The organism is Pontixanthobacter gangjinensis (assembly GCF_009827545.1).
GTDB lineage: Bacteria > Pseudomonadota > Alphaproteobacteria > Sphingomonadales > Sphingomonadaceae > Pontixanthobacter > Pontixanthobacter gangjinensis.
On the sequence record NZ_WTYS01000001.1, the window covers coordinates 1,516,103 to 1,530,582 of the forward strand.

The 14,480-nt window shown below is 56.1% G+C and carries 11 protein-coding genes and 1 riboswitch; all 11 genes read right to left on the reverse strand.

Features of this window, described 5'->3' with window-relative positions; translation table 11 throughout:
- On the reverse strand, nucleotides 1-1,335 hold the full coding sequence (locus tag GRI36_RS07195) for an amidase family protein (protein WP_160597842.1): 1,335 nt from the start codon (nucleotides 1,333-1,335) through the stop codon (nucleotides 1-3).
- On the reverse strand, nucleotides 1,332-2,177 hold the full coding sequence (locus tag GRI36_RS07200) for a class-II aminoacyl-tRNA synthetase family protein (RefSeq protein WP_160597843.1): 846 nt from the start codon (nucleotides 2,175-2,177) through the stop codon (nucleotides 1,332-1,334). The genes GRI36_RS07195 and GRI36_RS07200 overlap by 4 nt, the downstream gene beginning before the upstream one ends.
- Before the next feature lie 9 nt (nucleotides 2,178-2,186).
- On the reverse strand, nucleotides 2,187-3,593 hold the full coding sequence (lpdA, locus tag GRI36_RS07205; RefSeq protein ID WP_160597844.1) for a dihydrolipoyl dehydrogenase: 1,407 nt from the start codon (nucleotides 3,591-3,593) through the stop codon (nucleotides 2,187-2,189).
- Nucleotides 3,594-3,603: 10 nt separating this feature from the next.
- A complete protein-coding gene (gene odhB / locus GRI36_RS07210; RefSeq protein ID WP_160597845.1) occupies nucleotides 3,604-4,839 on the reverse strand; it encodes a 2-oxoglutarate dehydrogenase complex dihydrolipoyllysine-residue succinyltransferase in 1,236 nt (411 codons plus the stop codon).
- 12 nt (nucleotides 4,840-4,851) lie between these two features.
- On the reverse strand, nucleotides 4,852-7,701 hold the full coding sequence (locus tag GRI36_RS07215) for a 2-oxoglutarate dehydrogenase E1 component (protein WP_160597846.1): 2,850 nt from the start codon (nucleotides 7,699-7,701) through the stop codon (nucleotides 4,852-4,854).
- A gap of 87 nt (nucleotides 7,702-7,788) precedes the next feature.
- Nucleotides 7,789-8,679 (reverse strand): succinate--CoA ligase subunit alpha, encoded by an 891-nt coding sequence (sucD, locus tag GRI36_RS07220; RefSeq protein WP_160597847.1) that lies wholly within the window; start codon nucleotides 8,677-8,679, stop codon nucleotides 7,789-7,791.
- Nucleotides 8,680-8,983: 304 nt separating this feature from the next.
- Nucleotides 8,984-9,946 carry a malate dehydrogenase gene (gene mdh / locus GRI36_RS07225; protein ID WP_160597848.1) on the reverse strand — a complete coding sequence of 321 codons (963 nt, stop codon included), beginning with the start codon at nucleotides 9,944-9,946 and terminating at the stop codon, nucleotides 8,984-8,986.
- 322 nt (nucleotides 9,947-10,268) lie between these two features.
- The gene (locus tag GRI36_RS07230) at nucleotides 10,269-12,233 is read right to left on the reverse strand and encodes a putative bifunctional diguanylate cyclase/phosphodiesterase (protein WP_160597849.1); all 1,965 of its coding nucleotides are present in this window, start codon (nucleotides 12,231-12,233) and stop codon (nucleotides 10,269-10,271) included.
- Nucleotides 12,234-12,319: 86 nt separating this feature from the next.
- Entirely contained in the window at nucleotides 12,320-12,619 is a 300-nt protein-coding gene (locus tag GRI36_RS07235) for a hypothetical protein (RefSeq protein WP_160597850.1), read from the reverse strand.
- Nucleotides 12,620-12,778: 159 nt separating this feature from the next.
- Nucleotides 12,779-13,906 (reverse strand): cell wall hydrolase, encoded by a 1,128-nt coding sequence (locus GRI36_RS07240; RefSeq protein WP_235902188.1) that lies wholly within the window; start codon nucleotides 13,904-13,906, stop codon nucleotides 12,779-12,781.
- Nucleotides 13,907-13,956: 50 nt separating this feature from the next.
- Nucleotides 13,957-14,211 carry a hypothetical protein gene (locus tag GRI36_RS07245; RefSeq protein ID WP_160597851.1) on the reverse strand — a complete coding sequence of 85 codons (255 nt, stop codon included), beginning with the start codon at nucleotides 14,209-14,211 and terminating at the stop codon, nucleotides 13,957-13,959.
- A riboswitch (cobalamin riboswitch) is annotated at nucleotides 14,182-14,389 on the forward strand. (Overlaps the previous gene by 30 nt.)
- The last annotated feature ends 91 nt before the right edge of the window (nucleotides 14,390-14,480 follow it).

Genomic DNA, 14,480 nt, shown 5'->3' on the forward strand with positions numbered 1-14,480 from the left:
CTAACTGTGAAGAAGCTCACCAATTCCGCGCGCCGTAGCAATACAATCCAGATCAGACCAGCGTGGACCGATAATCTGGATTCCGGTCGGCATCCCGTCGCCTTGGCCAACGGGCAGGACCGTACTTGGCAGATTCGGGAAAGTCGAAATTCCCGCCCAAGCGAAGACTTCGGCAAAATCACGCTCTGCCCCGTCAATCATCACTTTGCGTTCGCGGACCGGCGTATCGTCATGAGCGAAGGCAACAATTGGGGCAGGTGGGGCAATCACAAAATCGTAACTTTCAAACAAGTGCGCCCAGGCAATTTCTGATCGTGCCTGCAAGTCGAGCAGATTGAACCAGTCTGTTGCGGTGGCTCGCTCTCCGTCAGGGCCGGGCATTCCGCGCGCCATCGCAATTGCGAGCATCCGCATATAATCGCTGTGCTGGGCCTTGAGGTCTGGAAGCAAGTCGCTCGAATAATCGACTGAAACCCCTGCTTTATCAAGCTCTGAAACCGCTGCATGCATCGCTCCTTTGACAGCGGCATCGACCGGGCTTGCATCCTGATCGGCGACGAGCAGAAACTTGCAATCCTTAAGCGGTTTATGAGGTTCGCGTAGCGGCATCATTGCGGTAATCCGCATCAAGGCATCCAGATCATCCGCATTTCGCGCAATCGGCCCTGCAATAGACAACACACCGTCATGCCCGTCGCTTCCAGCCATTGCAGGGTGATCATGGCCGTGTTTGCTGATCAGACCCCAGCTCGATTTGTGACCCCAGACGCCGCAAAAATGCGCTGGTACGCGGACCGACCCGCCAATGTCGGTGCCATAATCGCAAGGTACCATTCCCGCCGCGACGGCCGCCGCTGCGCCGCCTGATGAACCGCCCGGGCTACGCGCCAAGTCATGCGGATTATGTGTCCGGCCGTAAGCGGGGTTGTTCGATTGCCAGTCGGACAGATCGGGCGGGACATTGCTTTTCCCGATCAAGATCGCCCCTGCCGATTTGAGTTGAGTTACGAGCTTGGCATCGCGCTTCGCGACATTGCCCTTGAACTGTTCGTGACCCCAAGTGGTTGGGAGGCCGGCAATGTCGAAACTTTCTTTGATCGTCATGGGTACGCCGAAAAGTGGTTGGTCACTTGCAGGAGCTTTGCCATCAGCCGCTCTGGCCAAATCCCGAGCCCGATCAAAATCGCGTACTGGCACCGCGTTTATCGGGCCATCAAGCGCCTCGACCCGTGCAATTGCCGCCTCGACCGCCTCCAGTGGGGAAATGTCACCCTTACGAATCTGCGCAGCGAGTTCGAGCGCGCCGGGTTCCTTGGTCAATTGGGTGTATGTCATGGGACGGTTCCTCGATCCTGTTCGCGACACGCGGGCTCGCTGTTTGTTTGTATCAGGCCGAGCGCAAATCCGAAGCCGAGAATTGGTGACGCGCCATAGCCGATCAATATGCTTGGATAATGCGACAGTATCGCCATCAAGGCAAAGCCAAATAATGCGCCGCTCAGCGCGAAGCGCTCGCCGCGTTCCATCGGCGCAGCTTGCGCGATCATGATCATGCTTGTGATCCAAGCAATTACCAGTGCGGCGGCGAGCAGTGGCGCTGTCATGACCAAGTCGGCTACCACGCGTTCGGCGAAGTCTTGCGGTGGCAGTTCACCGCGCAGAGCCATCGAAATGCTCGCAAAGAATGCCACGACCGCAATCACGCCTAGCCGCCAATCCTTTGTAACATCGTGTAGCCCGGCAGCGGCAAAAAGTATGGCGAACCCCAGCGCCGCGTCTGGTTGAAGAAATGCCGCAACCAGCGACGTGAACAGTATGACTGGTGCAATTTCACGGTTTGAAGCTGCAAGCACCGCCAATGCGGGAAAGGCAAAGGCTCCTGAATTCAGAATAAACGGCCCCGCCGGTAACCACCGCGCAACCCCGTTCATGGATATGTCGCTGACAAATGGGAGGTACAGCAGCCCCAAGAGAGTAAATATTATGGCCTGTGCTACTCGTCCTGTGGACGGCCTAAAGCCGATGACAATCCACAGCATCGCCAATGCCAGAGCTGCTCCATTCACAATGACATATTGCAAAGGCGCGCCCTGAGCTAACAAATATGCAAGCCCGGCAATCGTTGGAATGGCGAGCGCGAGCAAGGCTGGAATGCGTTCCGTTAGCCTTGCTCGCATAGTCATATCCTACATATGGATCGGCTTGCCCTGAACCGCCATCGCCGCCTCTTTCAGCGCTTCTGCGTGGGTCGGGTGAGCGTGGCAAGTGTAGGCAATATCTTCGGATGTCGCGCCGAATTCCATCGCCACCGCTGCCTCTGCGATCATGGTTCCGGCAAGGCTGGCGACGATATGCACGCCCAGCACACGGTCGGTTTCTGCATCGGCGATGACTTTCACAAAGCCATCGGTATCGCGGTTTGCCTTCGCGCGGCTGTTGGCCATCATCGGGAACTTGCCGACTTTCACTGTATGGCCTGCTTCTTTCGCTTCGTCTTCGGTCAATCCGACGTCGGCGAATTCTGGCATGGTGTAGACGACACCTGGAATGACCGCATGGTTGATGATGCCAGTCTGGCCTGCGACGTTCTCTGCGCAAGCTATGCCTTCGTCCTCGGCTTTATGCGCGAGCATTGGGCCGGGCACGACATCGCCGATGGCCCAAACGCCCTCGATCTTGGTGCGGAAATCATGGTCGGTTTCGATCTGACCGCGCTTGTTGGTTTCAATGCCGATGGCATCGAGTCCTAGCTTGTCGGTGTTTGGGCGGCGACCTATGGAAACGAGCACATGGCTTGCTTCGATGGTTGTTTCATCGCCGCCAGATGCTGGCTCGACAGTCAAAGTGACTTTCTTGCCTTTGACAGAAGCACCAGTGACCTTGCTCTTCAGCTTCAGATCCATGCCTTGTTTCTTGAATATCTTTCCAGCTTCCTTGCGGACATCAGTGTCCATTCCGGGGAGCAGCATATCAAGATATTCAACTACGGTGACCTTCGCACCGAGGCGGCGCCAGACAGAGCCAAGCTCTAACCCGATAACACCGCCACCGATGACGACCAGATGCTCGGGCACCTCGGAAAGCTCCAATGCGCCGGTGGAATCGACAATCCGGCCTTTTGCATTGTCGACCTCAACGCCTGGCAAGGGCGTGACGTTGGAACCAGTCGCGATAATGATGTCTTTCGCAGTGTGCGTGTCTTTGCCGACAGTCACTGTATGGCCGTCTTTGAAGGTCGCGTGGCCCTTAATCCACGTGACTTTGTTCTTTTTGAACAAGAACTCGATACCGCCTGTCAATTCGCCGACAGCTTTGACTTTTTCAGCCTGCATTACGCCAAGATCGAGCTTGGCATTCGCGGTAATGCCCCATGCCGCCATATGACCGTTTTGGGCTTCATCGAACAGTTCAGAAGCGTGCAGCATCGCTTTGGATGGGATGCACCCGACATTGAGGCAGGTTCCGCCAAGCGTTTCGCGGCTTTCCACGCAGGCTGTTTTCAGCCCAAGCTGCGCCGCACGGATAGCAGCGACATAGCCGCCGGGGCCAGCGCCAATAACTAGGCAATCGTAATCGTATGAATGGTCAGCCATTATTCTTTCCTCAGAGATCGATCAGCATCCGTGTCGGATCTTCGATTGCTTCCTTGATAATTTTCAGTGCGGTCACTGCCTCGCGGCCATCGACCAAGCGGTGGTCATAGCTGAGGGCGATGTACATCATCGGGCGGATAACGATCTCGCCATTGACCACAACTGCGCGGTCTTCGATCCGATGCAGCCCAAGAACGGCGCTTTGCGGCGGGTTGATGATCGGGGTCGACATCAGCGAGCCAAATACGCCGCCGTTGGAAATGGTGAACGTGCCGCCAGTCATGTCGGCCATGGTCAGTGTGCCATCCCGCGCAGCTTTGCCGAAACCGGCAATGTCTTTCTCGATTTGGGCAAAGCCCTTCTTATCAACATCGCGAACAACCGGAACGACCAGACCGTTAGGCGCGCTAACCGCGACCGAAATATCGATATAATCATGATAGACAATCTCGTCGCCATCAATCTGGGCATTGACGCTAGGCACATCTTTCAAGGCCAGGTGCGCGGCTTTCGCGAAGAAGCCCATGAAGCCAAGTTTAATGTCATGCTTTTTAGCGAACAGATCTTTGTATTTGGTCCGCGCCTCGATCACCGCTGTCATGTCGACATCATTGAAAGTGGTCAGCAACGCAGCATTATCCTGCGCGCTCTTAAGCCGCTTGGCGATTGTTTGACGCAGGCGGGTCATCTTCACCCGTTCAGTGTTGCGCCCACTTGTCGAGGCGGTAGCCGGAGCAGTGGCCGGGGCTGCTGCTTCTGCAGGTGCGGTGGCAGGGGTATCGCCCCTAACCTTTGCAGCTGCGATCACATCCTCCTTGGTCAGACGGCCATCCTTGCCAGTGCCCTTGACTGTCGATGGGTCGATACCGTGTTCCAATACGGCGCGGCGCACGGCTGGAGAGAGCGTTTGCGATGCATCGGACGCTTGCGTTTCGGCAGGAGCAGCCTTGCTTTCATCGCGCTGTTGCGCGGCGCGGCCTGCGTTTTCACCAGTTGCAGCCGGTGTCGCGCCCGCTTCGACCAGCGCTATTACCGCGCCAACTTCGACCGTATCGCCAACTTCGGCTTTCAACTCACTGATAACGCCAGCAACCGAGGAAGGCACCTCGATAGCGACCTTGTCGGTTTCCAGGCTGCAAATCGGTTCGTCGACCGCAACTGCGTCACCGGGCTTCTTCAGCCATTCTCCGATGGTGCCTTCGGTAACCGATTCACCGAGCGCGGGGACTGTGATTTCTGTGGCCATAATCTGTGTTCCTTAGGCCTTCTTGCCATTGTTGGGTCGGGAAAGGGTGACTTTGGCGGTCTTGCCAGTGTTAGATAGGTCGAGTGCAAGGCTGACGAGCCCCTCTTGCTGCGCTTGATGGCGCTTGGCCAATCCGGTCGCAGGTGAGGCGGCAGGTTCACGTCCAGCATAGATTGGACGCAAGTTCTTGCCTGCCGCGAATGCGGCATCTTCGATAAGGCGATCGACGAATGTCCATGCGCCATTATTTTGCGGCTCTTCCTGACACCAGACGATCTCTTCGAGATTTTTCATACGCTTGATACGCCCCGTGAGCGGTTCACCAGGGAAGGGGTAGATCTGCTCGATGCGGACGATGGATATATCGTCGATACCCACTTCGTCGCGCTTCTCAATCAAATCATACGCGACTTTACCAGAACACAGGACAAGGCGTTTGACTTTGTCATCCGCGATTTCTTTCGTGTCGGATTTGATCCGCATGAAGTGGTGATCACCCTGAAATTCCTCTGCGCTGCTTTTGGCCATCGGATGGCGAAGCAGGCTCTTGGGCGTCATGATAATCAGCGGCTTGCGGAACGGACGCAGCATCTGCCGGCGTAACACGTGAAAGTAATTCGCCGGAGTGGTGATGTTGCAGACCTGAATATTATCATTCGCACACAATTGCAGGAAGCGTTCCAAACGGGCCGAAGAATGCTCTGGCCCTTGGCCTTCATATCCATGCGGCAACAACATCACGAGACCGTTTGCTCGGAGCCATTTTGCTTCACCAGCGGCGATGAACTGATCGATCATGATCTGCGCGCCATTGCCGAAATCACCGAATTGCGCTTCCCAAAGAACAAGCGTTTTCGGGTCCGCCAGTGCGAAGCCATATTCATAACCGAGCACGCCATATTCACTGAGTGTGCTGTCGTAGACTTCAAACTTGCCATGCGGCAGCGTCGATAACGGGATGTATTTCTCTTCGTTGGTCTGATCGACCCACACGGCATGACGCTGGCTGAACGTGCCGCGGCCAGAATCCTGACCGGACAGGCGAACGCCGTAACCTTCGGTCACAAGGCTGCCGAACGCGAGGGCTTCCGCGGTTGCCCAGTCGAAACCGTCTGCGCTGTCGAACATTTCTTTCTTGGCTTTGAGAACGCGGCCCAAAGTTTTGTGAATCGTCACATCATCGGGTACGGTTGTCAGCGTGCGGCCCAGACTATCAAACAGTTTTCCAGATACTGCTGTCTCGATATTGCGCCGTGCGCCTTCCGCATCGGCAGGCTTGTGCAAACCGCTCCACCGACCGGCGAACCAATCCGCTTCGTTAGGCTTGTAGCTTTTCGATGCCTGGAATTCATCTTCCAACAAAGACGTGAAATCGGCGATCAATTCGTCGCGATAACCCGACTCAATCTGGCCTTCTTGGACTAAGCGGCTTTCGTAGACTTCGCTAACTTTAGGATGTGTTTTAATAGCATCATACATAAGCGGCTGGGTGAACTTGGGTTCGTCGCCCTCATTGTGGCCAAACCGGCGATAACACCACATGTCGATCACAATATCGCGGCCGAATTTCTGCCGGTATTCAACTGCAAGCTTGCAAGCAAAGGTCACTGCCTCTGGATCATCGCCATTCACATGGAGGATCGGTGCCTGAACACCCTTCGCCACATCCGAAGGGTAGGGGCTGTTGCGGGCAAATTTCGGGCTGGTGGTGAAGCCGATCTGGTTGTTGATAATAAAGTGGATGCAGCCGCCGGTATCGTAACCGCGCACACCCGACAGTCCCAGGCATTCCCAAACGACGCCTTGACCAGCGAAGGCTGCATCACCGTGAATCAGTACGGGCAGAACCTGTTGGTGCTTGCTTAAATCATCTCGAATTGCCTGCTGCGCGCGGGTTTTGCCGAGTACGACCGGGTCGACAGCTTCCAAATGGCTTGGGTTGGGGACCAGCGACATATGCACTGTGACGCCGTCAAATTCCCGATCGGTGCTGGTGCCAAGGTGATATTTCACATCGCCCGAGCCGCCGACGTCTTCCGGGTTCGCGCTGCCTCCGGAAAATTCGTGGAAGATGACCTTATAAGGCTTCGCCATAACGTTGGCGAGGACGTTCAAACGGCCGCGATGCGCCATGCCGTAAATGATTTCGCGCACGCCCGTTTGGCTGCCATTCTTGATCACGGCTTCAAGCGCAGGAATCATGCTTTCGCCGCCATCGAGGCCAAAACGTTTCGTGCCGACATATTTCTTGCCGAGGAAGTTCTCATATTCCTCCCCGCGAATGACCGATGCAAGAATCGCTTTTTTACCTTCCGAGGTAAACTGGATGGTGTCTTCAGGACTTTCGAATTTGTCCTGAAGGAACCGGCGTTCCTCGGTATCGGTAATATGCATGTATTCGAGGCCGACATGACCGCAATATGTGCGGCGTAGCAGCTCGAACAAATCGCCGACCTTGACCCATTCAAATCCGAATACGCCGCCGACATACACTTGCTTGTCTTCTTGTCCGGCAAAACCGTGCCATTCCAGCGTCAAATCTTCGGGAACTTCGCGGCCTGACAGGCCAAGCGGGTCAAGATTTGCCGCCAAGTGACCCCGAACACGGTAAAGCCGCACCAGCAACATCGCGCGGATGGAATCGCCTGCCGCCTCTTCAACGGCCGCAGGGTCAAGCGCTTTGCCAGCAGTTTTGGCCGCTTCCTTGACCGCAATCGACATCGCTGTCGGGTCGAGTGCCTGAGTGAACTCGTCCTCGCTCTCGCCGCCAACTAATGGCCAACGCGGGTTGCCCCATGACGGACCCTTCTGCGTTTCCGCAGTAGGATCACCAGGTGAAAAGTCGAGATTTTCGTTGCCCATGGGGGTCACCTTTGACACCGTCCTCAAACGGTCTGGAAAACACGGTGATGGGGGCGCTCCCGGGGAGGCGTTTGCGCCCGCATCAAATCAGACGAGTTCTTTCAGCAATGCGTCGAGCGTGGTGCCGAGTTCGCTTGGGCTGGGGGAAACGCGGATGCCCGCCGCTTCCATCGCTGCAATCTTGTCATCCGCGCCACCCTTGCCGCCTGAAACGATTGCGCCTGCATGGCCCATGCGGCGTCCCGGAGGCGCCGTACGGCCAGCAATGAAGCCAACGGTAGGCTTGCTGCGGCCCTTGGCTGCCTCGTTTTTAAGGAATTCGGCGGCTTCTTCTTCCGCGCTTCCGCCGATTTCACCGATCATGATCATCGATTTAGTGTCGTCATCGGACAGGAACAGGTCGAGCACGTCGATAAAATTGGTGCCGTTAACCGGATCGCCGCCAATGCCAACCGCTGTGGTCTGGCCAAGGCCAACCATGGTGGTCTGGTGAACGGCTTCGTAGGTGAGCGTGCCCGAACGCGAAACTACGCCAACCGAACCCTTCTTGAAGATCGAACCGGGCATAATACCGATCTTACATTCGCCGGGGGTCAGCACGCCAGGACAGTTCGGGCCGATCAGGCGCGATTTGGAGCCCTCAAGAGCAGCCTTCACACGAACCATATCGAGCACCGGAATGCCCTCTGTAATCGCGATGATCAGCTCGACTTCCGCGTCGATAGCTTCGCAAATTGCGTCTGCTGCGAAGGGCGGCGGAACATAGATGCATGATGCAGTCGCGCCGGTTGCCGCAACCGCTTCGCTGACAGTGTTGAAATTGGGCAAGCCGATATGCGTGGTGCCGCCTTTGCCGGGGGTCACACCGCCAACCATCTTGGTCCCGTAATCGAGCGCCTGCTGGGTGTGGAAAGTGCCGGTTTCACCGGTCATCCCTTGCGTGATGACCTTGGTGTCTTTGTTAATTAGGATGGACATTGAACGGTCTCCGAAGTGTCTGATCTATTTTTCTGAATTTGGCGGGAATAAAGGGCTGATGAGAAAAGCAGCCACCCGATTGAAATTGGCCCGATAACTATCATAATCAGCATCCGGCCATATGGGTCTGCGAACATTGGCGGCCCCGCAGTCGCAAGTTCCAGCCACGCGAGCGGAAGCGCAAACGGGACTGTAAACACTGCCCCCAACACCCACTCGCCGCGCCTGCCAAAGCGGAACATCGCAGCCCAAAGCGCGAAAACCGCAAGGAGGCCCAGCCAGCCGGCGTATGTGAGCGGCCCAATCACCCCAGTGAGCCGTCGATACCTTTACACGCTTCGAGAAGTTCCTTCACCGCATCGACCGAAACATCAAAGTTCTTCTTGGCTTCTTCGCCGAGTTCAATCTCCACGATCCGCTCAACACCGCCAGCGCCGATTACTACGGGAACGCCGACATACAAATCGTCGATACCATATTGGCCGGTCAAATTGGCTGCGGCTGGCAGAACGCGCTTCTTATCTTTCAGGAAGCTTTCAGCCATCATGATCGCGCTGGTCGCTGGCGCATAATAGGCCGAGCCATTGCCAAGCAGTCCGACAATCTCGCCGCCGCCCTTGCGGGTGCGGTCAACAATTGCGTCCATTTTCTCTTGCGTGGACCAGCCCATTTTAATGAGGTCGGGAACAGGAATGCCTGCAACGGTCGAATATTCGAGGATCGGAACCATCGTATCGCCGTGACCGCCCAGAACGAATGCAGTGACGTCTTCGACTGACACGTTAAATTCGTCTGCGAGGAAGTGACGGAAGCGCGCACTGTCCAAAACACCGGCCATGCCGACGACTTTGTTATGCGGCAGGCCCGAATATTCGCGCAGCGCCCATACCATCGCGTCCAATGGGTTGGTGATGCAGATAACGAAGGCGTCGGGCGCGTGTTCTTTAATACCAGCGCCAACAGCGCCCATGACTTTCAGGTTGATGCCCAGAAGGTCATCACGGCTCATGCCCGGCTTGCGTGCGACACCGGCGGTAACGATGATTACGTCCGCGCCTGCGATGTCGGCATAATCGTTAGACCCCTTAAGATTGACGTCAAACCCATCAACAGGAGCGGCTTGCGACAGATCGAGAGCCTTACCTGCCGGCATACCTTCGGCGATGTCGAATAGGACTACGTCGCCCATTTCCTTCATCGCTGCGAGGTGGGCGAGCGTGCCGCCGATCATTCCAGCGCCGATAAGCGCGATCTTGTTGCGAGCCATAGGGGGAGTAGTCCTTCCAAAACGTGCGGGACCATCAAGCCGATCCGAACCCGTCTGGTGCGCCCCACGTCCCGCGGGGAAGCGCCATCTATGAAAGGGTCCGGCGTTTGAATTTGGAATTAGGCGGCTGAGGTTTGGATTGCAACTGCAAAGGGCTGGTTTCCCTAACTATCTTTGCAAATAGTTCGCAATTGCAATAAGCATGATTGGATGAGTTTTCATCTCGTGCACTTGCTGCTGATGCTTGAACTGCAAACGTTATTCAATTGGGAGCGATCCGGCTGCGATGCTGATGGCATCGCCAGGCAAACGATTTGGCTGATTAAGCCAGAGCGCGCGTCGGTGTCGAATCTTCATCTTCTTGCGCGAGCAACATGGCGGCCAGATAATCGGGCACGGCTCGGCTGAAATAGTAACCTTGGCCGAGGGTGCAACCGGCCTCGCGAACGGTGCGAACCTGTTCGATGGTCTCCAACCCCTCTGCAACAATCGCCATATCCAACTTGGAGCCGAGTTCAGCCACAGCGTGGATGATTGCGTCTGTTTTCTTGCCAACATTCGGGCCAGAAACGAAGCTGCGATCGACCTTGATCTTGCTGAACGGGTATTTCTGAATGTAGCCAAGTGAGGAGTAGCCGGTGCCAAAATCATCAAGCGCGAATTTCACGCCGAGGTCGGACAATTCCTCCATAAACGTTTCGGTCGCGCAATTATCGTCAACAAACAGGCTTTCGGTCACTTCCAACTCAAGTCGTGATGGGTGCAGGCCAGCCTCGCGCAGGGCATTCTTTATACCTAGCGCCGCGCCGGGCGCTTTGATTTGCAAGGGTGACAGGTTTACTGCGATGGTGACTTCTTCCGGCCATTGGGCGGCGGCTTTGGCAGCTTGCGCGGTTATCCAATTGCCCAAGGTGATGATCAGGCCAGTTTCTTCTGCCACGGGAATAAATTCATCGGGTCGAAGTTCGCCCTTCTCTGGGTGGAACCAGCGTACCAACGCTTCGAATGTGCGGATACGGCCTGTGGCCAGATCGACAATCGGCTGGAAGAATATCGAGAGCTCGTCCTTTTGAATGGCAGAGCGCAATTCCGCTTCGATTTCGCGGCGGCGAGCCAGATCGCGGCTCATCGTTTCGTTGTAGAAGCAGGTTTGCTTTCGGCCATTTACCTTCGCATGATACAACGCCAAATCGGCATTTTGCATTAATGCATCTGCACTGGTTCCATCATCGGGCAGCAAAGCTACACCGATTGACGCGCCGATTTCCAAGCGTTCGCCGTCAATGCGAAACGGGCGCATTATCTCGGCGTGAATTTCGCTGGCAAGCTTCTCGCTTTCCTTGCGATCTGCAACAGTGCCAAACACGATGAATTCGTCTCCGCCGAAGCGCGATACGCAAGCAGATGCCGGGGCAACTTCGCTAAGGCGTTGTGCCACTTCTGTAAGCACGCGATCGCCCACAGGATGGCCGAGCAGATCATTCACTTCTTTGAAGCGATCCAGATCGAGCCAGAACAGCGCAAGCGCCTCGTCAGGCTTCAGTGCATTCAATTTCTCGAGCATATCATGATTGAGGCCAGCCCGATTGGCCAGCCCGGTCACGACATCGGTCCGTGCAAGGACACGCATTTTTTCAGCTAGGCGTGCACTGGTTTCAGCCGAGGCAATCGAATCGCGTAAGACCTTAAATACGTTCAGAGTTATCGACGCCATCGCTGGAATCAGCAGGATCATATTCATTGCGAGAAAGATGAACGGCAATGAGCCGATATAAAGCGCCACCACGATAATCGGGATGCAGACCAAAGTTAATTGGCCAAGTGCGATTGCTGGACGGCCAGCATTGCGGGCGCAAATGCCGACCCCATAGCACGCTGCATTTGCAATCATCAGAACTTCGACTGGAGCGCCCACATCAAGCAGCAAGGATATTGCGGCAATTAACCCGATGACGAAAGCGTAGCTGAAGGCCCCGATTTCATAGACCACTTCCAACTGGCGCGTGCTGCGACCCGAGTCATCGGGCGACAGGCCTAGAGCGGCAATGACCCGGGCGACTGCAATAAAGCTGAGCACAAGACAGGCAATCAGCAGCGCCCGTTCACCGCTGACCAGAGCCGCGATTGCGGATGAAGCGATGCCATTGATTGCCCCAATCGCCAGACTGGTCGGTTGGGTATAGAGTGTGCGCACCAAAGTGCGCTTAACCCTCCCTGACAGGGGGTCATTGCGCCGAAGCCGTGCGAAGACCTTAAGAGCCTTCTGAAAAGGGGCATTTTTTGCCATGACTTTCGCCATAAGCACGATAGGTCACTGTTTAGTTAATGCGCGATTACCAAACTTTTATATGTAGATCAGCCAGTGGTTCATACCTACGCCGTCGATCGCGCGATCTCTTCTGCCATACGCCGGTCGAGCGTACGGCACACGCCTAGCCACCAATCGTAATTCTGCCGGTCACCGCTGAAGAAAGCGGCCTCTGCCTGTTTGCGCGCCTCGCTTGCGGCGGCCAAGCCGTGCTGGGCAAAATGCCGCAATGCCGCACGCAACAGCAGATCCTCATTGCCATTAATGTCGTTATCATTGGCAACATGTTCCACGCGCCTGCGAACAAAAGCGCGGGCGAGCGGGGAGGTTGCCGCAGTGCGGGCAGCTGCAAATTGGACAGTCATATCAGCGATGAACCTTCGGTGTTAACTTGGTGCGCAGACGGTGGATGATTGGGTGCCCGGCTGCTGCTCGTGACAAGTCTTTACATCACAGCGCCTAAGGGTTGGTTCCAACACAAGGTTTCGAGCGCGTTAACTTGTTCGTGGATGCACCAGCGGGTACTATTTCGGTTCAGCAATCCAGCGCCCGCTATTCGCGTATTCGGGCTTTACCGTGCCGCTGTCAGGCAGGTTTTCAGCGGTATAGAGCTTGTCGCCGCCACGTTCTTCGACTTTCGCTGAATAGGACGGTGCAGGTGACCGAGATCCTTGCGGGCTCTTGTTTCCAGATTCCGCGATGGCTTGAACTCGGGCCTCTTCATAGGCTCGCGCAAGCGATATCGGATCAGCTACAGATCTCGCATCATCGTCTGCGGTCACGCTACGCGGATTTGGCGCGGCGACGGGTTCGTAACCGGCATAGCGCGAATTGAACGCGGCTGGCTTGCCTGCATTACCTTTCCATTTGTAAAAACGGTGCGCGCCGATTGTGCCGATCGGATCGAGGCTGGGTGCCCAATAGGGATAGATCCAGATGGTGTGATAATGCGTAGCCAAGCCGACTGGCCGATAGACAGAACCTGAAAGCGCGTTCTGCGCAACGCCGCGTGCGCGGTTCCAAGCCGCTGCGCTGGCCTTACGCCTAAGCGATCCATCACAGGTAAAGCTGAACTGGCAACCAGTCTTGCGCTCGGACCCTTGGAAAACAACGCCGCAGACGCTGTTGGGGTAGCTTGGATGCGACACACGGTTGAGCACAACTTGGGCGACCGCCGCTTGCCCGGCGATCGCCTCGCTTGCTGCTTCGTAATAGATTGCCTGCGTCATGCATTGCAGCGCGCGCGATTTTCCTATGCCATCACCGGACAAGGCGAAGGCGCGGGCTGCTGCTCCGGCATTCTTTGCAGCGACCAGCTCTGCTGCTTCGGTATCTCCCGTGCCGGTCACATCGAAAACCGCCAATTCTCGCGGCTCCAAGTCGGCAACGGTCAATTGATTGTCTTCGATGTAGTAGAACGCCGATCCCGGGAAGCTCATGCCCGGTTGTTCAAAACCCATCGGCTGAACCTCGACAGCCATTTCCAATTGTGCATTGGCCAATTGGAATGCTTCCCACTGACCTGGAGCGGCCATTGCCGGCACGCCGACTGCAACAGCCAAAGCCGCGAGCCGTCTGCCGCGATGTTTTGTCCCGAGGGTTGAGCCCAATGGAAATCCAAGTTTCGCCTTCATCCGAGCAAGCATAGGCATTTTCTTCCGGTTCATCCGGGATTGGAAAACGGCTGTGCGCTGTTCTGCTGTCAAGGCGGAATATTGGTCCAAGCGTATCCTTCAATTGTCCGCGCCGGCGGTGTGCCCAATGCGCGCCTTGGCGCGTAGACCGTCAGGCTTATGTTGACGACGCGGGATTTCTGACTGTCCCATGGCAGCACACACTGCAAAATTGGGTTAAGCGCCATGCTGAACAAAGTGTTGATCCAAGCTTGGCTGTTGCAAGGCTTGCCCGATGCCAAGTCCAAGCGTATCGGGAAGTGGACGTCATAGGTTGCCTGCACATCGCAGGCCTAAGAGGGAAGGGTGTGAGGGATAATCCCAAACCATCCGCTGCCCCCGCAACTGTGACCGGGGAGGGCTGCTTCCACTATGCCACTGGTGCGTCTTCGGGCAGCTGGGAAGGCGGAAGCGGCGCGATGATCCGGAAGCCAGGAGACCTGCCAATGATGGTCGTTCGAGCTGGCGGGCGGGGTGCACCGATGGCAGATGCAAGAGGCGCGAATACGTGTGCCTGCTTCATCATGAGCGATATCGTTTGTGATTGGAGTTT